Annotated in this window: 21 protein-coding genes and 1 pseudogene; 10 read left to right on the top strand and 12 right to left on the bottom strand. The window is 62.6% G+C overall.

The features are described from left to right. Window positions 1–117: 117 nt before the first annotated feature. Window positions 118–1,512, bottom strand: a complete 1,395-nt coding sequence (locus LAN64_08475) for an inositol-3-phosphate synthase (protein ID MBZ5567870.1) — start codon at window positions 1,510–1,512, stop codon at window positions 118–120. Window positions 1,513–1,706: 194 nt separating this feature from the next. Here LAN64_08475 and ggt point away from each other — a divergent pair, with 194 nt between their 5' ends. Then, entirely contained in the window at window positions 1,707–3,380 is a 1,674-nt protein-coding gene (gene ggt / locus LAN64_08470; protein MBZ5567869.1) for a gamma-glutamyltransferase, read from the top strand. After that, window positions 3,374–4,237, top strand: a complete 864-nt coding sequence (locus tag LAN64_08465) for an SDR family oxidoreductase (GenBank protein MBZ5567868.1) — start codon at window positions 3,374–3,376, stop codon at window positions 4,235–4,237. Before ggt ends, LAN64_08465 begins: the two co-directional genes overlap by 7 nt. 93 nt (window positions 4,238–4,330) lie before the next feature. On the opposite strand, the gene LAN64_08460 is transcribed toward LAN64_08465, so the two are convergent. After that, the gene (locus tag LAN64_08460; GenBank protein MBZ5567867.1) at window positions 4,331–4,726 is read right to left on the bottom strand and encodes a DUF3592 domain-containing protein; all 396 of its coding nucleotides are present in this window, start codon (window positions 4,724–4,726) and stop codon (window positions 4,331–4,333) included. A 121-nt stretch (window positions 4,727–4,847) separates the two neighbouring features. Between LAN64_08460 and LAN64_08455 the strand changes: the two genes are divergently transcribed. After that, complete coding sequence (locus tag LAN64_08455) at window positions 4,848–5,378, top strand: nuclear transport factor 2 family protein (GenBank protein MBZ5567866.1); 531 nt, start codon at window positions 4,848–4,850, stop codon at window positions 5,376–5,378. 137 nt (window positions 5,379–5,515) lie between these two features. Here LAN64_08455 and LAN64_08450 read toward each other — a convergent pair whose 3' ends face one another. The 3 genes from LAN64_08450 to LAN64_08440 are packed head-to-tail and all read right to left on the bottom strand — an operon-like array spanning window position 5,516 to window position 7,325. Then, window positions 5,516–6,187, bottom strand: a complete 672-nt coding sequence (locus LAN64_08450) for a DedA family protein (protein MBZ5567865.1) — start codon at window positions 6,185–6,187, stop codon at window positions 5,516–5,518. A gap of 23 nt (window positions 6,188–6,210) precedes the next feature. Next, window positions 6,211–6,438, bottom strand: a complete 228-nt coding sequence (locus LAN64_08445; protein MBZ5567864.1) for a hypothetical protein — start codon at window positions 6,436–6,438, stop codon at window positions 6,211–6,213. 11 nt (window positions 6,439–6,449) lie between these two features. After that, entirely contained in the window at window positions 6,450–7,325 is an 876-nt protein-coding gene (locus tag LAN64_08440) for a heme-dependent peroxidase (protein ID MBZ5567863.1), read from the bottom strand. Window positions 7,326–7,466: 141 nt separating this feature from the next. Here LAN64_08440 and LAN64_08435 point away from each other — a divergent pair, with 141 nt between their 5' ends. The 3 genes from LAN64_08435 (at window position 7,467) to LAN64_08425 (ending at window position 11,291) form a co-directional block, all read left to right on the top strand. Continuing rightward, on the top strand, window positions 7,467–8,171 hold the full coding sequence (locus LAN64_08435; protein MBZ5567862.1) for a chlorite dismutase family protein: 705 nt from the start codon (window positions 7,467–7,469) through the stop codon (window positions 8,169–8,171). After that, on the top strand, window positions 8,171–9,025 hold the full coding sequence (gene nth, locus LAN64_08430) for an endonuclease III (protein MBZ5567861.1): 855 nt from the start codon (window positions 8,171–8,173) through the stop codon (window positions 9,023–9,025). Before LAN64_08435 ends, nth begins: the two co-directional genes overlap by 1 nt. 175 nt (window positions 9,026–9,200) lie before the next feature. Then, window positions 9,201–11,291: a protein kinase gene (locus LAN64_08425; GenBank protein MBZ5567860.1), complete on the top strand. Its 2,091-nt coding sequence runs from the start codon at window positions 9,201–9,203 to the stop codon at window positions 11,289–11,291. 133 nt (window positions 11,292–11,424) lie between these two features. On the opposite strand, the gene LAN64_08420 is transcribed toward LAN64_08425, so the two are convergent. From LAN64_08420 to LAN64_08390, 7 genes are all read right to left on the bottom strand, one after another. After that, window positions 11,425–12,219, bottom strand: a complete 795-nt coding sequence (locus LAN64_08420) for a uroporphyrinogen-III synthase (GenBank protein ID MBZ5567859.1) — start codon at window positions 12,217–12,219, stop codon at window positions 11,425–11,427. Window positions 12,220–12,308: 89 nt separating this feature from the next. Further along, window positions 12,309–13,244, bottom strand: a complete 936-nt coding sequence (gene hemC / locus LAN64_08415) for a hydroxymethylbilane synthase (GenBank protein ID MBZ5567858.1) — start codon at window positions 13,242–13,244, stop codon at window positions 12,309–12,311. Continuing rightward, window positions 13,244–14,560: a glutamyl-tRNA reductase gene (gene hemA / locus LAN64_08410; GenBank protein ID MBZ5567857.1), complete on the bottom strand. Its 1,317-nt coding sequence runs from the start codon at window positions 14,558–14,560 to the stop codon at window positions 13,244–13,246. Before hemA ends, hemC begins: the two co-directional genes overlap by 1 nt. Beyond that, on the bottom strand, window positions 14,557–15,378 hold the full coding sequence (locus LAN64_08405; GenBank protein ID MBZ5567856.1) for a cytochrome c biogenesis protein: 822 nt from the start codon (window positions 15,376–15,378) through the stop codon (window positions 14,557–14,559). The genes hemA and LAN64_08405 overlap by 4 nt, the downstream gene beginning before the upstream one ends. A gap of 156 nt (window positions 15,379–15,534) precedes the next feature. Beyond that, a complete protein-coding gene (locus tag LAN64_08400) occupies window positions 15,535–15,894 on the bottom strand; it encodes a hypothetical protein (protein ID MBZ5567855.1) in 360 nt (119 codons plus the stop codon). A gap of 23 nt (window positions 15,895–15,917) precedes the next feature. Continuing rightward, window positions 15,918–16,817 carry a class A beta-lactamase-related serine hydrolase gene (locus LAN64_08395; GenBank protein ID MBZ5567854.1) on the bottom strand — a complete coding sequence of 300 codons (900 nt, stop codon included), beginning with the start codon at window positions 16,815–16,817 and terminating at the stop codon, window positions 15,918–15,920. 69 nt (window positions 16,818–16,886) lie between these two features. Beyond that, window positions 16,887–17,873, bottom strand: coding sequence for a hypothetical protein (locus tag LAN64_08390; GenBank protein ID MBZ5567853.1), 987 nt, complete (start codon window positions 17,871–17,873; stop codon window positions 16,887–16,889). A gap of 84 nt (window positions 17,874–17,957) precedes the next feature. On the opposite strand from LAN64_08390, the gene mutS reads away from it, so the two are divergent. The 4 genes and pseudogenes from mutS (at window position 17,958) to LAN64_08370 (ending at window position 24,463) form a co-directional block, all read left to right on the top strand. Then, window positions 17,958–20,483, top strand: coding sequence for a DNA mismatch repair protein MutS (gene mutS, locus LAN64_08385; protein ID MBZ5567852.1), 2,526 nt, complete (start codon window positions 17,958–17,960; stop codon window positions 20,481–20,483). A 31-nt stretch (window positions 20,484–20,514) separates the two neighbouring features. After that, window positions 20,515–21,624: a beta-N-acetylhexosaminidase gene (gene nagZ, locus LAN64_08380; GenBank protein MBZ5567851.1), complete on the top strand. Its 1,110-nt coding sequence runs from the start codon at window positions 20,515–20,517 to the stop codon at window positions 21,622–21,624. A gap of 149 nt (window positions 21,625–21,773) precedes the next feature. Then, complete coding sequence (locus tag LAN64_08375; GenBank protein ID MBZ5567850.1) at window positions 21,774–22,925, top strand: anhydro-N-acetylmuramic acid kinase; 1,152 nt, start codon at window positions 21,774–21,776, stop codon at window positions 22,923–22,925. Window positions 22,926–23,052: 127 nt separating this feature from the next. Beyond that, window positions 23,053–24,463: pseudogene (locus LAN64_08370) on the top strand (ABC transporter substrate-binding protein). Window positions 24,464–24,475: the final 12 nt, after the last annotated feature.

Here is a 24,475-nt window from a genome sequence, read left to right as displayed (position 1 = left end):
CGTCACCTCGCCGGCAAGGCCTCGCCACCCAAGGCCGGATGGCGCGACAGAATGTCACCAGTCAGCACAATCAGCAGCCTGTCGTAGCCGATACCTGACGGCTGAAAGCCGATAGCTTCAATCGTAGTATTCCAGCCCCAAATGCGTGATCAGCGACTCGCCCTTGAGGTGCCGCAGGGTGTTCTTCAGCTTCATGAGCTGAATGAACAGATCGTGCTCGGGATAAAGCCCCGGCGCGGTCATGGGCGACTTGAAGTAGAAGCTCAGCCACTCCTGGATGCCCAGCCCGCGCAACTGGCTGCTGCGCAGCGCCAGGTCGAGGAACAGCACCAGGTCGAGCACTATGGGCGCCGCCAAGATGGAATCGCGGCACAGGAAGTCCACCTTGATCTGCATCGGGTAGCCGAGCCAGCCGAAGATATCAATGTTGTCCCAGCCTTCCTTGTTGTCGCCGCGCGGCGGGTAGTAGTTGATCCGCACCTTGTGGCAGATGTTCCCGTAGAGCTGCGGATACAGGTCCGGCTGCAGGATGTGCTCCAGTACCGAGAGCTTGGATTCTTCCTTGGTCTTGAATGAGCCGGGATCGTCCAGCACTTCGCCGTCGCGATTGCCGAGGATGTTGGTCGAGAACCAGCCGCTCAGCCCGATCATGCGCGCCTTGAAGCCGGGCGCCAGGATGGTCTTCAGCAGCGTCTGCCCGGTCTTGTAATCCTTGCCGCAGATGGGCGCCTGGTTGCGCCGCGAGAGCTCGTGCATGGCGGGGAGGTCCACCGTGAGATTGGGCGCGCCGTTGGCGAAAGGCACCCCCTCCGACAACGCGGCGTAGGCGTAGATCATCGAGGGGGCAATGTTCTCATCGTTCTGCATCAGGCCTTTTTCAAACGCCTTCACCGACTGGTGTACCGCCGCCGGTTGCAGGAAGGTTTCGGTGGAGCCGCACCAGATCATGACCAGCCGGGACGCGCCCGACGTTTTCCTGAACTCGCGGATATCTTCCCTGACCTGTTCGGCGAGATCCATCTTCGTCTTGCCCTTTTTCACATTGGGCCCGTCGAGCCTCTTCACATAATCACGGTCAAACACCGCCGGGCGTGGCTTGATCTGCGACAGAAACGGCTTGATGTTATCGAGCAGGTCGCGCTCCAGCACGCCAGCCTTACGCGCCGCGGCGTACATGTCGTCTTCGAAGGGGTCCCAGCCGGTAAATACCAAGTCGTCGATGTCGGCCAGCGGCACGAATTCTTGAATACACGGAGAACGTCCGTCGGTGCGCTTGCCCAGCCGGATGGTGCCCATCTGGGTGAGCGACCCGATCGGCTGCGCCAGTCCACGGCGCACCGATTCCACGCCCGCCACAAACGTGGTTGCCACCGCCCCCATGCCCGGAATCATCACCCCCAGCTTCCCTTTTGCCGGCGCGATCTCGCCGGAGGCCGCTCCCGCCGCCGGCTTGCTGGACGCCTGCCGCGGTGCTGCCACCGTCCTGCTTGCTTGCTTCTTCTTTATCGCCATTATCACTTCCACAAATCAGAATGACCTCAAAACCGCTTATCTTCTCGTATCGCGAGCCGTTTGGCAATTACACTGGCTTTCCAGTCGTGGTTGGGCTCCCGCTGACATTGGCGCGGATCGTGTCAAGTCTTCCAGGAATAGGGAAAGACGCGTGATTATGTCGACTGGCAACTCCGTGCGAAGGGACGTGAACAATGCGCATGGCTTTAGCGGTAACGTCAACTCTCCTCCTGATTGGCAGCAGCATGTTGGCGCAAGATCGCTCCCACGCGCGCTCCATGGTCATCAGCCCTTACGGCATCGTTGCCACCAGTTATGCGCAAGCCTCGCAGGCGGGGGCGCAGTTGCTGGTCCGCGGCGGCTCCGCAGCGGATGCCGCCATCGCCGCCAATGCCCTGCTCGGTGTTGCCGAGCCCATGATGAACGGCATGGGAGGCGACTTGTTCCTCCTCTATTGGGAAGCCAAAACCGGCAAGCTATACGGTCTAAATGCCAGCGGATGGGCGCCCCAAGGCCTGACGCTCGAGCACCTGCGATCCAAAGGCGACACGGCAATGCCACGATCCGGAATTGATGCCGTCACGGTGCCCGGCGCGGTCGACGGGTGGGACAAGTTCCATCAACGTTTCGGCCGGTTGGCATGGAAGGAGCTGTTTCAGCCCGCGATTTTCTATGCCGAGCAGGGCGTCGCGATCCCCGAAATCATTCATGACTACTGGAACGGGTCAGCGCATGCGCTGGTTCAGGATGCCGAGAGCCAGCGCGTCTTCCTGCCGGGCGGCAACGCCCCCGCCGTAGGTCAGGTTTTCCGCAATCCCGATGTGGCCAAGGCCCTGCGCCTCGTTGCCGATCAGGGGCCGCAGGCTTTTTATCGCGGCGAGATTGCGCAAGCTATTCTGGGCACCTCGAAACAGTTCGGCGGCACCATGTCGGCGGAGGATCTGGCGCAATTCTCGGCGGAGTGGGTGGAGCCGATTTCCACCACCTATCGCGACTGGACCGTCTACGAGCTTCCCCCCAACGGCCAAGGCATGGCGGCGCTGGAAATGCTGAACCTGATGGAAACGGCCGCGGCCTCTGCTGGCGGTCCAAGTAGCGTCACCGAACTGCACAAAAAGATCGAAGCTATGAAGCTGGCCTACGCCGATCTGGCGCGTTACAACGCCGATCTCCGCTTCGCCAAGGTGCCGGTGGAGGGGCTGCTTTCCAAGGAATATGCCAAACAACGGGCGAAGCTGATCGATGGCCAGCGGGCCAGTTGCGAAACCCAGCCCGGAACGCCGCCCAGCAGCGAGACCACCTATCTTTCCGTAGTGGATGCGGAGGGAAACATCGCGTCGCTGATTCAAAGCAATTACGCAGAATTTGGCTCGGGAATCACCGTGCGCGGCATGGGGTTCGTGCTGCAAAATCGTGGAGCGCTGTTTTCCTTCAATCCCACCCATTCCAACGCGCTGGCGCCGCACAAGCGCCCCTTCCACACCATTATTCCGGCGTTCATGCAGCGGGGATCGGAGCACATCGGGTTCGGCATTATGGGCGGCGCCAACCAACCGCTGGCCCACGCGCAATTTGTTTCCAACATCGTGGACTACGGCATGAACATCCAGGCAGCCATGGAGAGTCCGCGTTTTACGGTCAGTCCCGCCGGCGGCTGCCATATCCTGATCGAATCGCGGGTGAAGCCGGAGGTTCTGCAAAAGCTGTCGGCCAAGGGCCATATCCTGGAGGTCCGCAAGGAGTACTCCACGCGGATGGGCCGAGGCCAGGCGGTGTTGCACGACTCCAGCACCGGCATCAACTACGGCGCCTCGGACGCGCGCGCCGACGGCTCCGCCGAACCCCAGCCCCCGCCGATCAAGTGGTAGGAATTGTGCCTGACGCATCCGCAAGACTCGCCCTTATCACCGGCACCTCCAGCGGCATCGGACTGCTGACCGTGGTCACGCTCGCTCGCCGCGGCTGCCGTGTCGTCGCCACCATGCGCGACCTCAAGCGCCGCTCGCTCCTGGACGAGGCTGCTCAGAACGCGGGTGTCGCTGACCGCATCGAGGTCCGCGCCCTCGACATCTCCGACTTCGACTCTATTCGGCGCGTCGTCAGCGAAATCCTCCGCGACCATGGGCGCATTGACGTGCTGGTGAATAACGCCGGATTCGCCTTCGCCGGCTTCGCCGAAGACATTCGGCTTGCCGAGCTTCGCCAGCAGATGGACACCAACTTCTTCGGCCATGTCTCGGTGACGCAGGCGGTACTGCCTGCCATGCGCGCGCAGCGCTCGGGGCACATCATCATGGTGTCGTCGGAGACTGGGCGGATGGGGTCGCCGGGCCTGAGCAGCTATTCCGCCTCGAAGTTTGCGCTCGAGGGCTGGAGCGAAACCCTGCGCCTGGAAACCGGCGCGCTAGGGATCAAGGTCGTGCTGGTAGAACCGGGAGCATTTAAGACCGACATCTGGGACCGCAACGCGCGGCTGAATGAAGTGCTCTTGGCCGGCAAATCTCCCAATCAGGAGCGCGGACGAAAGCTGAAAGAATGGGCGGTCAGCACTCCGAAAGCGGACCCGCAAGTGGTGGCGGACCTGATCGCGCGCATTGCTGAGGATCCGAATCCCCGCCTGCGCTACATGATCGGCCGCGATGCGTTCATGCGCTGGTGGCTGTGCAAATTACTTCCGTGGAAGTGGTACGAGAAACTCGTGCTGCGAAAAGTCGGGCTGGGCTGAAATCCCGAGCACGGATTTTGCACGGATGGCCACGGAACAGAAGCAAGAAAGAGGGAACATCGAAGCAGTGATAATCCGCCGGAATGCGGTTCATCACGATGCGATCTCGGCCGTGGCATGAATCGCATCGGCGAGGTTCTCTTCCAGCAGCAGCGACTTGCCGCATTCGCCGCGCCGGTAGCGCACCTTTACTGCCCGGTCTTTCAGCGAATCCACAAACGCCGCAGCCGACACGGCATCGGGGAATGCGCGCCGGTAATACCCCGCGTAGTACTGCCCGCCGACGACGTAGGAATACGCCAAGTCCGCTACGAAGTAGCGGTTCGTCCCAGTGTTGGGCTGGCGCCACTCGGCCCGCTCCACGCGGCCTTCGGCCACTAGCCACTGCCGCGCCGCGCGCCGCCGCAGCCACTGCCAGCCGCGCTCAGCCATGACGGCGAGAAAGATCGCCAGGACGAAAATGCCGGACTGCTGGACCTGCGGTGTCACCGCCCGCTCCCGATTACGGCATCTCAGAATACGCGGGAGCCGCACACGACGCTGTGACCGAGGTCACAGGGGTGATGGCAATAGCTGGCTCCGCATATACTCGCCGCATCGGAGCACGACCATGCGTCTCGCTTTAGTCGCCGTCATTCTTCTTGCATTTGCCTCCGCGGCCGCGCCGCAAGCGCGTCGATCGCGCCCTGCCGCCAAGCCGGCTCAGAACGACCCCGCGCAAGACCGGAAGGCGATCGAGGAGTTGCACCAGCGCGACATCGCCGCCAACCTCGCCTTCGACGTGGACAAACTGGTGGCTCTGTGGGATGACAACATCGTTGCCATGCCGCCAAACTCCGCGCCGCTGGTGGGGATCGATGCCAATCGCGCCTACCTGATGAAGAATCGCGGCCAACTGGCCGACGTGGACATCCTTTCCTACGAGGAGCAGTGGGACGAGGTCCGCGTGCTGGGCGACTACGCTATCGAATACGGCAGCATCAGGTCGCGCATCCGCCCGCAGGAGATGAAACAGGAGACGGCGCTCGCCTTCAACGTCATGCGCGTGCTGAAGCGCCAGCCGGAGGGCGACTGGAAGATCTTCCGCGCCATTTGGAACGACCGCGCGCCGGCAGAGAGCCCCACTCAGCCGCCGAAGTGACTGACCGAGGAGATTCGTCGCAGAGGACGCGGAGGATTTTCTTTGGCAGCTATTCTGCAAAGCTACTTGCGCAACTTGAGCGAGACCGCTCGCGCGTGGTTCTCCAATGCTTCGTTGTTTCCTCTGCGCCCTCTGCGTCAAGACTCAGGGGTTTCCGCTGCACGGATGCGGTGCTGCCAGCGCGACCACACAAACCACACCGCGCCGATCACGATCACGGCGAGGATCACGGCGTCGAAGCGGTGGAACCAAGTTTTCAGCCGCGGATCAGTTTCCCATTTCTCGCCCAGCAGGCGGCCGACATAGGCCAGCATGAGACACCAGGGAAACGATCCCACAAAGGTATAGAGGTGGAAGCGCAGCCGTGGCATGCGCGCGATCCCCGCGGGCAGCGCAATGAAGGTCCGCACCACCGGCAGCAGGCGGCTGATGAACACGGCGCCGCTTCCATAGCGTTGGAAAAAGCGATCCGCCCAGTCGAGTTCCTTGTGGCTGAGCAGGATGCAGGCGCCGTATTTCACCACCAGCGGACGGCCGCCGTAGTAGCCGATCTCGTAGGCGAGCACCGATCCCAGGTTGCAGCCGAGGGCGCCGAACAGCGCCACCAGGAAGAGCGTGAAGGGCTCGCGTCCGTATTGCGCGGCGATGGAGTGAATCGTCAGCGCGCCGGAGAACGGCATGATGACTTCCGAGGGCAGCGGAATGCACGCCGACTCGATGCCCATCAGCAGCACGATGCCGGGATATCCCATGCGCGAGATGACGGAAATGATGAAGGCGCTGAGCGCCGCGATGAGGTTAGCAATCATGCGGTGGGGTCACGAGCGGCGACCTAGAAATCCTGCGCTTCCTGGGTGAACGTGTAACCGGGCAGGGTTGCGCTGTCGCTGGTCTTCTGTACCTTGACGCGCACGGTGTCGGTACTGGCGGCGGCGGCGTTGGCGACGCGGAGAATCGCGTACTGGGTGAACACCTCGCTGTACACCTTGGTGACCAGGTAGTTTTGCGACGTTTGATCGTTGCGCCAGACCTGCCCGAGCTGGATGGATTTCACGGCCATACGCGAAAACTCTACTCAGCACGCTGGGCGGCGTCAACCGGCAGCTTGCCTTCCAACAACTCGCCGAGCTTGGCCGCGGGCACACGCACGCCGACGATGAATTGCCCGAACAAGGCGTAGACAGCGCTAACCTCATCGAAGCGCATCTCGTAAATCAGCTTCTTGAACACCAGCGGGTCGTCGGCGAACAAATCCACGCCCCACTCCCAGTCGTCGAAGCCGATGGAGCCGGTGATGATCTGGCGCACGGTTCCGGCGTAGCGCCGTCCGATTTTGCCGTGCTCCTCCATCTGCCGCTGGCGTTCTTCGATGGGCAGTGTGTACCAGTTCTTGTCCTCGCCGCGTCGGCGGTCCATGGGATAGAAACAGACATAGCGCGCGGGCGGAACGTCGGGCCAGAGGCGTGGCTTCATGGCTTCTCTCTGGCGCTCCATCGCCTCCGCGATTTCCCGGTTCCACTCCGGTGATTGGGGTTCGATGCCGCGGTCGCGCAGCGCGCGGAACAGCTTCACCGACGACTCGTACAGGCCCAACTCGATCACCGACAGATATGACTTCGTTACTTCGAGGTAGTCCGACAGCGCGGTGCTCGCCAGCTCGAGCTCGATCTGCTTGAGCTCGTCGAAGCTCCTGCGGAAGTGCACCAACAGCAGGTCGCCCTTGTGTCCGAGCACGGAATACAGTGCGCTTTGGCCGGATTCCAGCCGGGCCAATACGGGCGCGGCTTCGGCGATGATCCTGGCGCGCTCGGTGGACGCCAATTTCCGCCACTCCGGCCAGCGAAAACGCGCCATCTGGTGAAGCACGCTGGCGCCCTCGACGGTCAGCGGTACGGGAAACAATTCGCCCGGCACGGTTTGCAGGCGAGCCTCGCCACGAGAAACCATCCTCTTCCCCCGAAACAAATTTGCCCGGTGATGCCGCCATCCATTCTACTCGTGGGAGTTGCATTGTGCGCACTGGTGATGTGTACGCGCGCCCGCGAGCATCTGTTAGTATCACCGGCTTGGCCACGGAGAGGAAAGTCCATGCCCGAACGCACGCAGCGAGCAACAGAGCGCCGGCAGATGGTCAGCTTCACCTTCTACAAGGTCCAGCCGGAGTGGCGGCGCCTGCCGGCGGGGGAAAAGGCGGAGCACCGCCGCGAGTTCGCCGCCGTGGTCGGCAAGTGGCGGGAGAGCGAGCAGATGAAGGCGCTCACGTATTCGCTGTCGGGGCTGCGCGCCAACGCCGACATGATGCTGTGGCGCATCTGCTACTCGCTGGAATGCCTGCAGCAGATGCAGGCTGAACTGATGCGCACGCACTTGGGCGGGTATCTCGTGACGCCGCATGCGTACCTTGCCATGACGCGGCGCTCGCAGTACAGGATCGGACATGGCCGCGAAGACGAAAACACCATCGCGTGCGGCAATTATCGCTACGCGTCGGTGCTGCCGTTCGTGAAGACGCGCGCCTGGTACCAGTTGCCGTTCGAGGAGCGGCAGCGCGTCGTCAACGAGTACATCGACGTGATCGCCGAGTTTCCGCGCGTGCGCATGAACACGCTGTACTCTTTCGGTATTGACGACCAGGAGTTCGTGCTGGTTTTTGAGAGCGATTATCCCGGCGACATCATTGACTTGAAAATGCGCCTGCGCGAAACCGAGAACGCAACTTATATCCAGCAGGATTCGCCCGTGTTTACCGGCGTGCAGTGTACCACCGACGAGATGCTGGAGCGTCTGGGCTGATGGCGCGCGGCGTCATTCCCCGACAACCGTCCAAGAGCGGACGCCATGAGGGCCGCAGGGCGCCAGTGCGCGGCACGTCGCCGCCGCAGAAACAGCCGCCGTCGCGCGTGAAGCCCGCGGTGAAGCGGGAGGGTAAGGCGAAGCGGCCGTCGGCGGCCGTCGGCGGGAAACGGGGATACGACCCCCGGACGCCGGAGCGCGTGCAGGAAATTCTGCAGCGGCTCGATGCGACATATCCCGGCGCCACCTGCGCGCTTCACCACAACAACGCGTGGGAGCTGCTGGTCGCGACCATTCTCTCGGCGCAGTGTACGGACGAGCGCGTGAACAAAACTACGCCGGAACTGTTCCGCAAATATCCGACGGTGCAGGCATTCGCCGCCCTGCAACCGGAACAACTGGAGCCCGACATTCGCTCCACGGGATTTTTCCGCAACAAATCGAAATCGGTGGTCGGCGCGGCGAAAATGATTGTCAGCGATTTCGGCGGCCAAGTGCCGTCGCAGATGGAGCAGTTGCTCTCCCTGCCCGGCGTCGCGCGCAAGACGGCCAACGTTCTGCTCGGCACATGGTTCCACAAGAACGAAGGCGTAGTGGTGGACACGCACGTGTACCGCATCTCGCGGCGCCTGGAACTCACCACGAACACCGACCCCAACAAGGTCGAGCAGGACCTGGTGCGCATCATCCCGCGCGAGCGCTGGACCAGCTTCAGCCACCAAGTGATCTGGCACGGGCGCAAGCTGTGCATGGCGCGCTCGCCCAAGTGCGTGGATTGTCCGCTGGAGACGATCTGCCACGCCGCCGACAAGACCTGGAGTACGGTAGACATCCACCAGAACGCGAAGCCCTAGCTACCGCTCAGAGCAGCTCGAAAGCAGACTTTCGGGGTCGGTGGTGAGCTGTTCGTGGTAGTTGCTTCCGATTGGGGCGCAAATCGGGAACAATCGCCAAGGTGTCGGGAATGGCCACATCTCCAGTTTGCCACAATACGGCGAAGTGGAGCACAGTCGATAGACTCCGGCGACTTTGAAGCGGAACGCGTTGACTTGGAATCGCCGGCAACATACGATTCGCTCCATTATGCAGTCTTTACCAGCATCCCTCATCTCGCGGATGTTGGGCCATTATCGGATTCTTGAGCAGATCGGCGCCGGCGGCATGGGCGTCGTATATCGAGCGCGCGACGAGCGCCTGGAACGCGACGTCGCGGTCAAGGTTTTGCCGCCGGGTACGCTGGCCGATGAATCTGCACGCAAACGCTTTCGCAAGGAAGCTCTCGCCTTATCCCGCCTGAATCATCCCAACATAGCCACCGTGCATGACTTCGACAGCGAGGCGGGCATTGATTTCCTGGTGACGGAACTGGTTCCCGGCATGACCCTTGACGAGAAGCTCAGGGCAGGGGCGCTGCCGGAGCAGGAGGTGGTCCGGATCGGCATGCAGATGGCCGATGGCCTGGTGGCAGCGCACCGCGAGGGGGTGATCCATCGCGACCTGAAGCCGGGAAACCTGCGACTGACGCCCGAGGGGCGGCTGAAGATTCTGGATTTCGGGCTGGCCAAGCGCGTGGACCCGGTGGATCAGGGAACCATTACGCAAAGTATCGCCGAGGCGGGCGGAGCAGGCGGCACGCTGCCCTACATGGCTCCGGAACAGCTTAAAGGCGAGAAGGAGGACACGCGCTCGGACCTGTGGGCGGCGGGCGTGGTGCTTTATGAAATGGCTACCGGGCGACGCCCCTTTGAGGGCAAAACGACGATCGCGCTAGCAGACGAGATTGTCCATGCTCCGCCTCCGTCGCCGCAGGGCTTGCAGCCGCGGCTGTCGGCACGCCTGGCGGACATCATTCTGAAGTGTCTGGAAAAGAACGCCGAGAATCGCTACCAGTCGGCGAAAGAGCTACTGGTAGATTTGCGTCGTTTGGCAATGCCGACACCGCTTCCCGCCGCTGCGATTACCCACCTTGGGCACCAGGCACCGCGACATCGGGCATGGGCAACGGCCGCTGTGCTTGGGTCTGTTGCTTTGGCTATGGTGTTGCTGGCCATGTTTCAAGCACGCAAGACAAAGCAGGTTCCAGAGTCCTCAGGCGCGACGTCGGCGAACAGATTGAGTACCGGCGGTGCCGCTTCCGGGTTCACCGAAGCGAACGAGTATTTTGAAAAGGCGATGCTTCTTCTGAAGGCGCAGTACGACTTGAAGCGGGCACGAGAGATGCTGGAACGGGCGCTCCGTATAGACCCGCATTTTGCCGAGGCTCGTGCCTGGTACGGGTTCAGCGACGTCCTAATGGTTGACGGGGGCTCCTCCAACGACAGCAACTGGTTCTACAAAGCCGAGCAAGAAGCGCGACGTGCCTTAGAGGATGATCCCAACTCGGGGCGCGCACACTCGGCCTTGGCGGCTGCCTATCTGCTGCAAGGCCGGAAAGAGCTTGTACCAATGGAGGTAGAGCAGGCGCTAGCCGCCAACCGCGCAGATTTGGATGCCAGGGTCTGGCTGATTAATTATTACCGCTTGAACGGAAACTACTCGCAGGCCGAAGTGGTGGCCAAGCAGGCGCTGGATATGGACCCACTCTTCTTTCCTGCGCGCATGAATTTGGGCGACGCATTCTTCGAACAAGGGAATGTCGACGAAGCCGTCCGCCAATACGAAAAGATTTTTGAAGTCGATTCCCTTAACCACTATGCGATCACCAGGTTGACCCGAGCGTTCATGAGTACCGGCGACCTGCCCAAGGCTCGTCGCATGCTGGATCTAGTGCGATCCACAGAGCGCAAGAACTTCGAGACCCGACTGGCCTGGGCTCTGTTGTTTGCACTTGAGGGCAACAAGGAAGCAGCCACTGAAGAAATGGACTCCGACCTGGAGACCTATGCCCAGATTAGTGTTTGGTCAACACTCCCGGTCGCAGAGTTCTACTCGATTACAGGGGATACACAAAAATCGCTGCAATGGCTCGAGCGGGCAGTTCGCAGTGGCGACGAACGCGTCGAATGGTTCCGGCGCGACTCTCTGTTGAGCAATGTTCGCGAGCATCCCCGTTTTCAGCAGATCGTGGAATCTACCGCCTACCGACAGCAACAGAGGCGACCGCCTGCGCCACTTCCGTAGTTTCGAGTCTGAAGCGGAGCGCGTTGACTTGTTATCACCAGGGACCACTCTAAGATATTGCGGGACTCGACTGAAGATCCGACCCACATAACAATTCACGGAACTGCTCGCAGACGTGAGCTGCAGCAACGATCTACAAGGAAGTCGCGATCGTCGCCACCAGGCTCGGGATGGTGTACTCGCGGGCTTCGATGTCCACCCGCAGCCCATGCTGGCGCATGGTTTCCGACGTCACCGGCCCGATCGAGGCCAGCTTCGTGCCGGTGAGCAACGCGTGGTTGCCCTTCCCCAGCAGGTCGAGGAAATTCTTCACCGTCGAGGAACTTGTAAACGTGATGACGTCGGGTTTTCGGCGCGGGTCGCGCAGCACCTTCGCTAACTCCGTGCGCGAAGATTCGGGCAGCACGGTTTCGTAGGCCTCGATGACGTCCAACCTGGCGCCGGCCTTGATGAGTTCGGTGGGAATTAGGTCGCGTGCGATCTTGGCGCGGACCAGCAACACGCGTTTGCCCTTCACTTCCCCCTTGAGGGCGGCGACCACCGATTCGGCGACGTATTCCTCGGGCATGACGTCCACCGGGAGGCCGTGTTTCTCGATGGCCTTGCGAGTGGCGGGGCCAATGGCGGCGAGGTTGAGGTGCAGCAGGTCGGCTTCGGATTTGCCCAGCCGGGCGAGGCGCGCAAACAGAGCTTGCACGCCGTTGACGCTGGTGAGAATGAGCCAGTCGTAGTCGAGCAGGCGCGCGATGGCCCCGTCGAGCGAGCGCCAGGACGCGGGCTCGCGGATTTCGATGAAGGGGATCTCGATAACCTCGGCGCCGAGCAGGCGAAGCGCGTCCGAGAGAGCGCTGGCCTGATGACGAGCGCGGCCAACCAGGACGCGTTTTCCAGCAAGCGGTCGAATTGAGTTCTCAGCGGTTGTGGTCATGAAGGTGGCAATGGTCGATGGCCGATGGTCATGGCAAAAACGCGCGGCGGCGCGGATTTGCGAACGACTAACGACCAACGACGTGTTGGTTACGGCTGTTGCGGGGCCGCGGCGGTTTCGCCGTAAACTTCCTGGAGAATGCGGTCACCGCCGCGCTCCAGCAAACGCCTGCCTACGTCTTCGCCGAGCAATTTCGGGTCGCCGCCGGACTGGCTTTCGCGCAGCACCTTGGAGCCATCCGGGCGCGCGACGATGGCGGTCAAGTGAATGGCGCCAGCGCTCACCTCGGCATAGGCGCCGATGGGAACCTGACAACCACCGCCAAGTTGATGCAGCAGCGCACGTTCGCACATCGTCGCCGTGGTTGCGGCAGCATCTCGAAGAAAGCTGACGTGATGCGCGGTGAGCTCATCGCCCGCGCGGATTTCGATTCCCAGCGCGCCCTGGCCGACGGCGGGGCACATGACCTCCACCGGCAGGATGGCGCGAATCCATTCGGTGCGGCCGAGGCGGTTGAGGCCGGCGGAGGCAAGGACGATGGCGTCGTACTCGCCGTCTTCCAACTTGCGCAGGCGGGTGTCCACGTTGCCACGCAGAGGAAAAACGTTGAGGTCGGGCCGCAGGGCCTTGAGTTGCGCCTGGCGGCGCAAGCTGCTGGTGCCGACGCGGGAGCGCTCCGCCAGGTCGCCGATGCTGGTGAAATGCCGCGAGAGGAAGGCGTCGCGCGGGTTTTCGCGCTGGGTGATGGCTGCGATTTCAAACTCCGGCGCCAGCTCCGTCGGCAGGTCCTTCAGGCTGTGCACGGCGAGATCGACGCGGCTCTCCAGCAGCGCCTCCTCGATTTCCTTGGTGAACATGCCCTTGGTTCCGACCTTGGCAAGCGCGACGTCGGCGATCTTGTCGCCGGTGGTCTTGATAACTTCGATGTCTACTTCGTGGCCGTGCGCGCGCAGCAGGCCGGAGATGTGGTTGGCCTGCCAGAGCGCGAGTTGCGATCCGCGGGAGCCGATGCGCAGGCGCGCCATCAGCGCTGCGCTCCGTTGGCCGCCGACCGCACCTTCTCTTGTTTTTCTTCCTTGTCCCGCTTGTGTTGGAGATTGAACAGGCGCCGCACGACGTCGATGACGGTTGTGCCCTGCTCTTCGCGCGCCGCGGACTTCAAGGTCGTGATGGGCGTATGCATGATCTTGTTGATGATGCCGCGGCTCATGGCCTCGATGGCCAAGTCCTGCTCGGGCGTGAGCTGGCCGAGGCGGCCGCGCACGCGATCGATTTCGGCCTGGCGGATGGTCTCCAGGTGCTCCTGCAGGGAGACGATGGTGGGCACGACGTCGAGCGTTTGCATGCGCGCCAGGTAGCGCTCGACTTCATCATTGACGATGTCTTCGGCGCGCTGCGCCTCGCGATGGCGGTCGGCGACGTGGGTGGCGACGACCTGTTGCAGGTCGTCAATGTCGTACACGAAGATTCCGTCAAGCTTGTTGACCTCGGGATCCACATCGCGCGGGACCGCAATGTCGATGAAAAACATCGGGCGGTTGCGGCGGCGGGCGAGGAATTTCTCGCCGTGCTCGCGGCGGAAGATAGCCACGGGCGCACCGGTGGATGTGATGACGATGTCAGCTTTGTCGGCGGAGTCGTAAAGCTGGTCCCAGGGCAACGCCCGGCCGCCGAATTTCTGCGCCAGCTTTTGCGCGCGCTCCAGCGTTCGGTTGTACACGAAGATGGAGCCGGCGCCGTGGGCGAGCAGGTGGCGCGCGGCAAGCTCGCACATCTTGCCGGCGCCGACCAGCATGACGGTCTTGCCGCTGAGCGAGCCGAAGATTTTCTTGGCCAGGTCGACCGCGACCGATGCGACCGATACGGCCGAGCTGCCGACGGCGGTCTCGGTGCGGACTTTCTTGGCGACGGCAAAAGCACGCGTGACCAGCGCGTCGAGCTGCGCGTTGACGGTGCCGACGGCGCGCGCCACGGCATAGGCTTCCTTGACCTGGCCGAGCACCTGCGGTTCGCCGACGACCATCGAATCGAGGCTGGCGGTGACCCGGAACAGGTGGCGAATGGCGTCCTTGTCGAGGTACTCGTAGAGGTGCTGGTCGAACTGCCCAGGATCAATCTTGAAGTACTCGCCCAGGAAGGCGCGCAGGTCGGCGCCGCCATTGCGCGAGCGCGCCAGCAGTTCGACCCGGTTGCAGGTGGAGACAATCATTGCTTCTTCGACCCCGGGATGCAGCGCCAATTGCTGGACGGCGGCGGGCAGCTTCGCTTCGGAGATCGCCAGGCGCTCCCGGACTTCGAGAGGCGCGGTGCGATGGTTCAGGCCGATCAGCTGAAAGGTCATTGCGCGACGAACCTGTGAACTCCGCTAAAGTAATTGGCCGCCCAGGCGCTGACGGCGGCGATAAAGGCGAAGGTCGCAAGATAGGCGGCCTTCCGGCCACGCCAACCGGAATTCCAGCGCGTGTACAACAACACCATGTAGACCGCCCACATCAACAAGGAGAGCAGGATCTTGGCGTCCAGGAAATACATGGGCCCGAAATGCTCCTGGGCGACGACCGAGCCGGCGATGAGGCCGAAGGTCATGAAGGGAAAGCCGAGCAGGAGCGACTTGTAGCCGATCTCGTCAATCACTTCCAGCGCGGGCAGCCGGGAAAGATAGCCCTCCAAGTGGTGGGCTTTGAGGCTGCGCTCCTGCAGCAGGTAGAGAATACTGGCGCCGAAGCTGAGAAAAAGCGCCGCGTATCCGGTGAAGATGAGCGCGATGTGGGCGAAGATCCAGCCGCTGCGCATCAGCTTGGAGTCGAACAGAGGCGGCCCCTGGCCGATGGAAGACGCAAACGTCAGCAGAAACGCCAGCGGGAAAACAAAAATGCCGGGCGACAGCGTCTTATACTTGGCACAAACCAGCAGGAAAAAGGCCAGGATCACGAAGGCCAGCAGCGACTCGGATTCGTGAATGGAAACCAGGGCCAGGGTGAGGTGGCCGGTCGCCATGGCGCTTTCCGCCAGCGAAACAAAGTGGAAGACCATACCCAAGCCGAGCGCGGGGAGTACGATTTTCGAGAGGAAATTGCACGGACGACTCACCGCCGCCGTGGCCCAGAGCAGCCCCACGGCATAGAAAGCGACGGCGACTTTTAACCATACCAAGGGCATAGCCTGGTCCGCCCGCCGAAATCGGCACGGGCCGCGGATGCGGGCGGGAAGCTCGATTATAGCGCCCGTCTCCGTGTCCATGATGCTGCCCGGGCGCGCGGAGGCGCAGCGGAGCTGGTCACAAACGGCTGTGACGTGGGTCACCGGCCGCCGGAACTACTCGATACCCAGGCTGCCGAGAAGCTCGCCCAGTTCAACGGCGGTATCGAGGAGGAGACGGCGGCCCGAGGCCAGCATGTCGTCAATCTCGTCGAAACCGCGCAGCAGGCGCAGCTTGACGGCGGCGTACTGCTCCGGCTCGGTGAGCAAACGGCCGCGCGCGGCAGCCCAGTCGCTCACGGCGGAGTCGGCGAGGAAGACGCTGACCGCATACCGGGTCTTGCGGTCGGAGCTGACGTCGAAGACGAACTCGGTGGCGGGGAGTTGGTCCGGCAGCGCGCGGCGCTTGCCCACGAAGTAGTACTCGTAGACGTAGCCGGTTTGCGCGCTGTAGGTCTTGATGCGGCGGATCGTCATCGCAGACTTCAGGCTCCAGGCGGTCACGGACGAGAATCGTACGGCGAGACGGTGCGGCCGTAAGGGGAAGAGCGGCCGAGGCGGTCGAAATAGTCGTAAGCGGCGGCGGCGACCTTGCCAATGGCCGCTTCGCCCGCTGCTTCGTCTTTCAGATACGCGCTCATGACGCAGATCAGGAAGGGGCGGTTCCGGGCGTAGACGATGCCGGAATCAGCGCGCACACCTTCGAGTTCGCCGGGCTTGTCGGCGGAGACGACGGCGTCGGGCAGCGCTTTGCGGATGGGGCTGTCCTTGTGGGTGGCGAGCAACTTGACGAAGCCGGCGGTTAGTTCCGGGCTCAAGAGTTTGCCGCGATAGATGGCTTCCAGCAAGGTCATCATCTCGCGCGGGGTGGAGATATTTTCGCGGCCCTGCTGGGCGGCGTTAAGGTCCATCATCTTGCGCCGCAGGCGCGTGTTCTTCAGGCCGAGGCCGGCGAGCATGGAATTGACGTTGTCCATGCCGACGCGGTCGATGAGCACGTTAGTGGCGCTGTTGTCGCTGACCGCAATCATCATAGTGGCGAGGTCGCGGAGCGTAACGCGGGTGATGCCGGGAGTAAGCCCGCCCATGATGTCGCTGCCGGGGACGAGGTCAGATTGTTCCACGGTGTACAGGTCGGTGAGCCTGAGCTTGCTTTGCTGCGCCTGACGATAGAGCTCGGCGAGCACGGCGATCTTGATGGAGCTGGCCTGCGGGAAGACTTCATCGGGATGGAGCAGCAACTGATCGCCGCTGGTCAGGTCGAGGATGGCGACGCCCAGAACCCCATTCAGATCACGGTCTGCGTCATGAATCGTGGACTCCAGCTTCTCCCGGAGGAGGAGCTGCTTTTGGTTGGTCGCGTCGGGGCAGCAGGGGGGTCCTGCGGTCTGGGCGCACATGGCGAGCGATACGAATACGATTGCGAGAATGTTCAGCTCTCGTCGCAAGGCGGCCATCATAGCGGGCGCTCAGCCTCCCGGAGAGGCCTCGCGCAAGCGCGCCGCCGCCGACTCCGACGTCACCGGCGTGAAGTACACCTCTTTGAAGGTGTACGACTTCGCGGTCTTGGGCAGCAGCGGAAGAATCTCGAAGTGCCAGTGGTAATCGTCGTCGATCGTCTTCCAGTAGTTGAGGATTTCCGAGCGGTGCAGCGTGTTGGGAGCGGTGTGCACCACAAGATGGAACTGCTCCGTCACCGAGCGGATGCGCTGCAACGTGCGCCGCAGCAGCGCACTGAGGTCACGGGTGCCGCCGGGACGCTGCGCGGTCCGTTCGAAAAAGGCCTCGTGGATCCGTGGCATGATCCAGGTTTCATAGGGCACGCGCGGCGCATACGGACACAGGGAAACATATTCGCCACGGACTTCCACCACGCGCAAGGCCTGCTGCTCCTCCTGCGCGATGATGTCGCAAAAGACGCAGCGCTCCTTCTGCTGGAAATATTCGCGCCCGGCGCGCAGTTCGTAGAGGACGCGGCGCGGCACGAAGGTGCTGGCGGTGATCTGCGACGTGGGGTGCACAAATTCCTGGCCCGCCATCTCCCCGTGATTCTTGAACACGGTGATGTACTTGAAACGCCGGTCGCGCTTGAGGTCCAGGATGCGGAGCGCCGTCAGCAGCAGGAACTCGTCGATGTCGGAGTCACTGGCGTTCCACAGATGTCCGTCGTGGCGCGAATTTTCAACCAGTACCTCGTGCGCGCCGACCGGACGCATGCGGTCGTAGAGTCCGTTGCCGCGGCGCTGCGGCTCGCCCTCGATACGGTAGAGAGGGTTGGGATGAACCACGGCGCGCGCCGACCACGCGCCACCGTCCAGCGAGGGGCGTGTCGAGATCACCTGCGGCGCGTCGGGCGAGTCCGGACAAAAGTGGCAACGGGTTTCGCCAGCGGGCGTGGGTATATCGTCGCCGGTGATCACCCAGGAACGCGTGATTGGGTCTTTGCGTAATTCCATCAGAGCAAGCATTGTACGCAAAAACCTTGGAGAGCGTAACTGACGCGTCGCAGCTTGCTATAATCCGCCCAAGTTTCGCCATCCATGGACGAGTTTTCCACCCCGAAGCCCGTTGCCGACAGCGCGCCGGGCACCCCCTTGATGCGCCAGTATGCGGCGATCAAGAAGGAGCACCCCAACGCGCTGCTGTTCTTCCGGTTGGGGGATTTCTATGAGCTGTTCTTTGAAGATGCGGTGGTGGCGGCAAAGGAACTGCAGATCACGCTCACCTCGCGCAACAAAGAGAAAGGCATCGCGGTTCCGATGTGCGGCGTGCCGTATCACGCCGCCGAAGGGTACATCGCGAAGCTGATCAAGAAGGGATACAAGGTCGCGATATGCGATCAGATGGAAGACCCGCGCCTGGCGAAGAAGCTGGTGAAGCGGGCGGTGACGCGGGTGGTGACGCCGGGAACGGCGGCGGATGCGTCGCTGAGCTCGGACGAGAATAATTTCCTGGCAGCGGTGGCGCGGCTGGACAGCGGCAAGCTGGGCGCCTCAGTGGCGGGTTTCGCGGTGCTCGATCTTTCCTTTGGCTATTACATCGAGATCAGCAAAGCCAACCAGCAACTGGCGCCGCCGGATTACGCCATTCCACTGGTGGAAAATCATTTTGGGGTGCTGTCACTGGAGGGTTTCGGGCTGGCCGGCCGGCCGGCGGCCGCGGCCGCGGCGGGCGCGATCCTGCATTACGTACGCAGCACGCAGCGCGGCGCCCTGGAGCATGTGGACCGCATCGGGTTCTACGAGCGGCAGAACTGCCTGGTGCTGGACGCGGTCACAGTGCGCAACCTGGAGCTGGTGGAGCCGCTGTTTGCCGGCTCCGGAGATGCCGTCACACTGTTTCGTGCCATCGATCACAGCCTGACGCCGATGGGCAAGCGGCTGCTACGGGCGTGGATGCTGCGCCCGTCGATCGAGCCGGCGGAGATCAACGCGCGCCTTGATGCGGTTGAGGAGCAGGTGCGCGCGACCGTCGAACGCGAAGAATTGCGGCGTGCGCTGGACGGCGTGCTCGACATCGAGCGCCTGCTGAGCCGGATCACGCTGGAGACGGCGAACCCGCGCGACCTGCTGGCGCTGGCGGCATCTCTGGCGCGGCTGCCCGGGATTCGCGAGGCGCTGGGCCGTTTCAAGAGCGTACGGCTGCGGTCGTTGCTGGCGTTAGTGGATGATCTGGCCGACCTGCGTGCGCGCATCGAGAACACGCTGGTCGAGGAGCCGCCGCTGACACTGGCCGATGGTGGCGTTATCCGCAGCGCGATTGACGTCGAACTCGACGAGTTGCGTACCCTCAGCCGCAGCAGCAAGCAGTATCTGGCGCAGATCGAAGAACGCGAACGGCAGCGGACGGGCATCGCGTCGCTAAAGGTCAAGTTCAATTCCATCTTTGGCTATTACATCGAGATCAGCAAAGCCAACCAGCAACTGGCGCCGCCGGATTACGAACGCAAGCAGACGCTGGTGAATGCCGAGCGCTTCACCACGCCCGAACTGAAACAGTACGAGGCCAAGATTCTCGACGCGCAGGAGAAAATTGTCGAGATCGAGCGGCGCCTGTTTGCCGAACTGCGCGCGGCGATTGCCGGCGAAGCGAAGCGAATTCGGCAGACCGCGCTTGCGGTTGCGCAGGTGGACGTGCTCGCCGGACTGGCGTATTTGGCGGCGAATAACAATTATTGCCGGCCGAAATTCGTCGAAGGCGGTGAGATCGAGATCCGCGAGGGACGCCACCCGGTGGTGGAACGTCCGGAACTGACCGGGAGCAACGATCGTTTTGTCCCCAACGATTTGTACCTGAACGCGACGAGCGACACGATCCTGGTCCTCACCGGGCCGAACATGGGCGGCAAGTCAACGTACCTGCGGCAGGCGGCGCTGATCCTCATCCTGGCGCAGATGGGATCGTTCGTGCCGGCACGGGAGGCGCGGTTGAGCGTGGTGGATCGCATCTTCACGCGCATCGGCGCTAGCGACAATTTGGCGCGGGGACGCTCCACCTTCATGGTCGAGATGACCGAGACGGCGGCGATCCTGAACACCGCGACACCGAATTCGCTCATCCTGCTCGATGAGGTCGGACGCGGCACGGCCACTTACGACGGGTTGGCGATCGCGTGGGCGGCGATTGAATACATCCACGCGCGCACGCGGGCCAAGACGTTGTTTGCCACCCATTATCACGAACTCACGGAACTGGCTGATCAGCTTTCCGGCGTGAAGAACTACCACGTGTCGGTGAAGGAAGGCGCGGGCGGGATCGTCTTCTTGCGCAAGGTGGAGCCTGGAGCGGCAGACCGTAGCTATGGAATTGAGGTCGCCAAGCTCGCCGGCCTGCCGCCGGAGGTGATTGCACGCGCGCGCGAAGTTCTGGCGGAACACGAATCGGCCGAGCATCGCCTGACCAGCGAGTTGGCTTCGGACGAACTGCAACCAAGTTCAGTGCAGCTCACCATGTTCACGCCGCTGTCGCAAAAAATCGTCGAGCAGTTGCGCGAGGCCGATCTCGACCGGCTGACGCCGCTGGAGGCGCTGAACCTGCTACACGCGCTGAAGCAGCAGGTGAAATGAATTCGAGCTGTACTTTAGATAAGCTCACTAAATGACAACTACTTATAAACTTAGTGATTTACGTCAGTATGTCGGGCAACTTCTGATCATGGGCTTTGACGGCACCGAAATCTCCGCCCGGCTGCGCTCCGCTTTCGCCGACTTGCAGCCCGGCGGGATCATTTTGTTCAAGCGCAACATCACCGCCGCGCGACAGACCTGGGAGCTGTTGCGCGAATCGCAGAAGTGCATCACCACCCCTGCATTTCGTTGCGTAGACCTGGAAGGCGGCACGGTGGACCGGCTGAAGGACGTGATCGCGCCCGCGCCCTCGGTCGCCGACGTCGCTGCCACGGGCAACAAGAAGTTGTTTTGCCGGCATGGGCGGGTGCTGGGCGATGAGTGCCGGCGGCTCGGCTTCAACGTGAACTTTGCGCCGGTGGTGGACCTGGGGTTGGCGCCGTCGCGCAAGGTGCTGACGTCACGCACCTCCGGCGACGATCCGAAGCAGGTCGTCGCCTACGCGCGCGAATTTCTGCGCGGGCTCAAAGACGTGGGAGTGCTGGGCTGCGGCAAACATTTTCCGGGGCTCGGCGGAGCAAACCTGGATACGCACACCGAGCTGCCGGCGATCAACACGCCCGCTGCGCGCCTGTTGAAGGAAGACCTATGTCCATATCGCGAGCTGCACCGGCGGATGGCGTTTGTGATGGTGGCGCACGCGGCTTATCCGGCAGTCACCAGAGATAAAACTCCCGCGAGCCTGTCGCGTAGGTGGATCACCGACATCCTGCGCAAGAAGATCGGATATCGCGGGCTCATTCTTTGCGATGACCTGGAGATGGGCGGCGTGCTGGCGGCTGCCTCGGTCGAAGAGGCGGCGGTCGAGACGCTGCAGGCCGGTTCCGACATTTTCATGGTCTGCCACGATGAGCAAAAAGTCTGGCGGGCATACGAGGCGGTGCTGCGTGCGGCGGAGCGAGACAGGAGATTTGCCAAGCTGATCCGCGAAAAAGCTAGCCGGGTGATGGCATTCAAGAAACGGGCTCACGAACTGCAGCACCGCGTGCCTGCGCCATCCGAGAAGACGCTGGACCGCCTCCGCCGCGAGATCTGGGAGTTGAGCGAAGAAGCGCGGCTGGTAGTCGCGGCAAAGGCCTGAACGATGAACACAGAGGCAATGAAGAACGAAGAATTAAGAAATAAGAATGAGAAACCGGCCATTCTTCATTCTGCTTCTGCATTCTTAATTCCGTATTCTTAATTCCGTGTCTCCGCGCCTCCGTGGTGAAGGAGCTGACAGGAGCGAGAGTGATCGTTGCGGGCGTGATGAGCGGCACCTCGGCGGATGGCATTGATGTGGCCATCGTGCGCGTGCTGGGCCGCGGATTTCGCACGCGGTTTGAGCTGCTTCATCATTCGGCAGTTCCCTTCCCGCCCCGGGTACGGCGCGCCGTGCTCGACGTCATGAACGCTCGGGCCAGCGTGGCGGATCTCTCCCGCCTAAGCTTCCTACTCGGCGACCTTTACGCCGAGGCGATCGGCGCGGCGGCGAAGAAGGTGCACCTGCAGCTCGATCTCATCGGTTGCCACGGGCAGACGATTTACCACCAGGGAACCGCGCGCGCGTTCCTCGGGCGCGACATCGCCTGCACCTGGCAGATAGGCGAAGGGGCGGTGATCGCGGCGCGGACAGGCGTGCCGGTAGTCAGCGACTTTCGTCCTGCCGACATGGCAGCCGGCGGCACCGGCGCGCCGCTGGTTCCCTTCCTCGATTACCTGCTCTACCGGCACCGGCGCCGCGGGCGGATCGTGCAGAACATCGGCGGGATTGCGAATTTCACCGCCATCCCGGCGAAAGCCTCACCCGAGCAAGTGATTGCCTTCGACACCGGCCCGGGCAACATGGTGATCGACGGGATAACGGAGCGCCTGTTTGGCAAGCCGTTCGACCGCGACGGTCGCATCGCCGCACGCGGGCGGGTGCTCGACGTGGTTGTCTCAGACCTGTTGCGGCGGGCGTTTTTTCGCCGCCGCCCGCCCAAGACCGCCGGGCGCGAAGAGTTTGGGCGCGAGTTCGTCGCCGAATTTCTGCGCCGCTGCCGCCGCGCGCGTAAGGAGGACGTAGTCGCCACCGCCACCGCACTGACGGCCTATTCCATCGCCGATGCAGTGCGCGCGTTCGTGGCGCCCGCCGGAGAAAAAGGATTCCGCGAAATGACTGTTTCCGGCGGCGGCGCGAAGAACCGGACGCTGATGTCCATGCTGCGCGATGAGCTGCCCGACCTGAAAATCCGCACCTCGGACGAATTCGGCCTGCCGTCGGAGGCGAAAGAAGCGGTGGCATTCGCGGTGCTCGCGTATCAGACGTGGCGCCGGGTGCCGTCGAACATTCCGGCTGCGACTGGCGCTGAGCGCGCGGCGGTGCTGGGGAAAATCTCGTATCCTTACATCCATGGTTAGCCACAGAGGGCACAGAGGTTCGCAAATCTTGCTGTCCCTCCCGCTATTCCTCTGTGTCTTCTGTGTCCTCTGTGTCTTGCTTCTTTCCGTCGGCTGCACGACAAAACCGCGCGCGGATACGCTGGTGATGATCATCGAGTCCAGCCCCACCAATCTCGATCCGCGCGTCGGCATTGATGCGCAATCGGAGCGCATCGATGAGCTGCTTTTCGACGCGCTGGTGCACCGCGACGAGCACTTCAACCTGCAACCCTGGCTGGCGACAAGCTGGGAAGTGCCGGACCCGCTGACCTACGTCTTCCACCTGCGCCGCGACGCGCGCTTCCACGACGGCCGCCCGCTCACCGCGCGCGACGTCAAGTGGACCTTCGACTCCATCATGAACCGCACCGTGCGCACGGTGAAGACCGGCACTTACCGCTTTGTGGACCACATCGACGCGCCCGATGACGGAACGGTGATCTTTCGTCTCAAAGAGCCCTGGGCATCGCTACTGTGGAACGTGGCGAATGGCGCGATCGGCATCGTGCCCGATGGCAGCGGCGCAGATTTTTACCGCAACCCGATCGGCTCCGGGCCGTTTCGCCTGATCAGGAACCAGCAGGATCGCGAAGTGGTACTGGGGCGAGCGTCCGCGCGTGCCACGAGTTCGATTTACCGTGGTGCCCGACACAACGACGCGCGCGCTGGAGCTGCGCAAGGGAAGCGCGGACGTGGCGCTGAATGCGCTCACCGCCGACATGGTGCTGGCGCTGCGCAAGGATCCCAAGCTCGAAGTTCAGCAAACGCCCGGCACGGTGCTGACCTACCTGGCGCTGAATTTGCGCGATCCCATCCTGAAGGACGTGCGCGTGCGGCAGGCGCTGGCCTACGCGCTCGATCGGCGGCCGCCGATCCACTACCTGTGGCGCGACGAAGCGCGCCCGGCGTACAGCATTTTGCCGACGCAATCATGGGCCTTCACATCCGACCTGCCGACGTATGACTACAACCCGCAGCGCGCGCGAGAACTTCTGGACGCAGCCGGATATCCGGCAAGAAACGGGGCGCGCTTCCGCCTGGCGATGAAGACTTCCACCGAGGAGACCACGCGCTTGCTGGCGGCGGTGCTGCAACAGCAGTGGCGAGTGGTTGGCGTGGAACTGGATATCCAAACCTACGAGTTCGCCACGTTTTTTGCCGACGTGCAGAAGGGCGCGTTTCAGCTCTATTCGTTGCGCTGGATCGGCGGCAACAACGATCCCGACATGTTCCAGTACGCATTTCATTCCACGTTTACGCCGCCGACGGGCGCCAACCGAGGCCACTATTCCAACCCCGAGGTAGACCGCCTGATTGACCTCGGCCGGCGCGAGATCGACGAGCGGAAGCGCAAGCAGATTTACGCGCGCATCCAGCAACTGCTTGCCGAGGACCTGCCCTACATTGACCTGTGGTATCTGGATAACGTGCTGGTGCACTCGAAGCGCACCCACAACTTCCAGATCAGCCCGCCGGGAAATTACGACTTTTTGACCACGGTGGAACTGCACGAGTAGACGTTGGTCGTT

It is taken from the genome of Terriglobia bacterium, assembly GCA_020073185.1.
In the GTDB taxonomy this organism is placed as follows: Bacteria; Acidobacteriota; Terriglobia; order Terriglobales; family Acidobacteriaceae; genus JAIQGF01.
Note: the sequence above shows the minus strand (reverse complement) of the source record. Positions and strands in the feature narration are given on the sequence as shown.

Bases quoted from the DNA above. Each gene is read 5' to 3' on its own strand.
- LAN64_08435 (MBZ5567862.1), top strand. From the start codon at position 7,467: ATGCCCGAACGCACGCAGCGAGCAACAGAGCGCCGGCAGATGGTCAGC.
- ggt (MBZ5567869.1), top strand. From the start codon at position 1,707: ATGCGCATGGCTTTAGCGGTAACGTCAACTCTCCTCCTGATTGGCAGC.
- hemC (MBZ5567858.1), bottom strand. From the start codon at position 13,244: ATGGCGCGCCTGCGCATCGGCTCCCGCGGATCGCAACTCGCGCTCTGG.
- LAN64_08400 (MBZ5567855.1), bottom strand. From the start codon at position 15,894: ATGACGATCCGCCGCATCAAGACCTACAGCGCGCAAACCGGCTACGTC.
- LAN64_08440 (MBZ5567863.1), bottom strand. From the start codon at position 7,325: ATGGTTTCTCGTGGCGAGGCTCGCCTGCAAACCGTGCCGGGCGAATTG.
- nth (MBZ5567861.1), top strand. From the start codon at position 8,171: ATGGCGCGCGGCGTCATTCCCCGACAACCGTCCAAGAGCGGACGCCAT.
- LAN64_08405 (MBZ5567856.1), bottom strand. From the start codon at position 15,378: ATGCCCTTGGTATGGTTAAAAGTCGCCGTCGCTTTCTATGCCGTGGGG.
- LAN64_08455 (MBZ5567866.1), top strand. From the start codon at position 4,848: ATGCGTCTCGCTTTAGTCGCCGTCATTCTTCTTGCATTTGCCTCCGCG.
- LAN64_08420 (MBZ5567859.1), bottom strand. From the start codon at position 12,219: ATGACCACAACCGCTGAGAACTCAATTCGACCGCTTGCTGGAAAACGC.
- LAN64_08475 (MBZ5567870.1), bottom strand. From the start codon at position 1,512: ATGGCGATAAAGAAGAAGCAAGCAAGCAGGACGGTGGCAGCACCGCGG.
- hemA (MBZ5567857.1), bottom strand. From the start codon at position 14,560: ATGACCTTTCAGCTGATCGGCCTGAACCATCGCACCGCGCCTCTCGAA.
- LAN64_08395 (MBZ5567854.1), bottom strand. From the start codon at position 16,817: ATGTGCGCCCAGACCGCAGGACCCCCCTGCTGCCCCGACGCGACCAAC.
- LAN64_08390 (MBZ5567853.1), bottom strand. From the start codon at position 17,873: ATGGAATTACGCAAAGACCCAATCACGCGTTCCTGGGTGATCACCGGC.
- LAN64_08445 (MBZ5567864.1), bottom strand. From the start codon at position 6,438: ATGGCCGTGAAATCCATCCAGCTCGGGCAGGTCTGGCGCAACGATCAA.
- LAN64_08450 (MBZ5567865.1), bottom strand. From the start codon at position 6,187: ATGATTGCTAACCTCATCGCGGCGCTCAGCGCCTTCATCATTTCCGTC.
- nagZ (MBZ5567851.1), top strand. From the start codon at position 20,515: ATGACAACTACTTATAAACTTAGTGATTTACGTCAGTATGTCGGGCAA.
- mutS (MBZ5567852.1), top strand. From the start codon at position 17,958: ATGGACGAGTTTTCCACCCCGAAGCCCGTTGCCGACAGCGCGCCGGGC.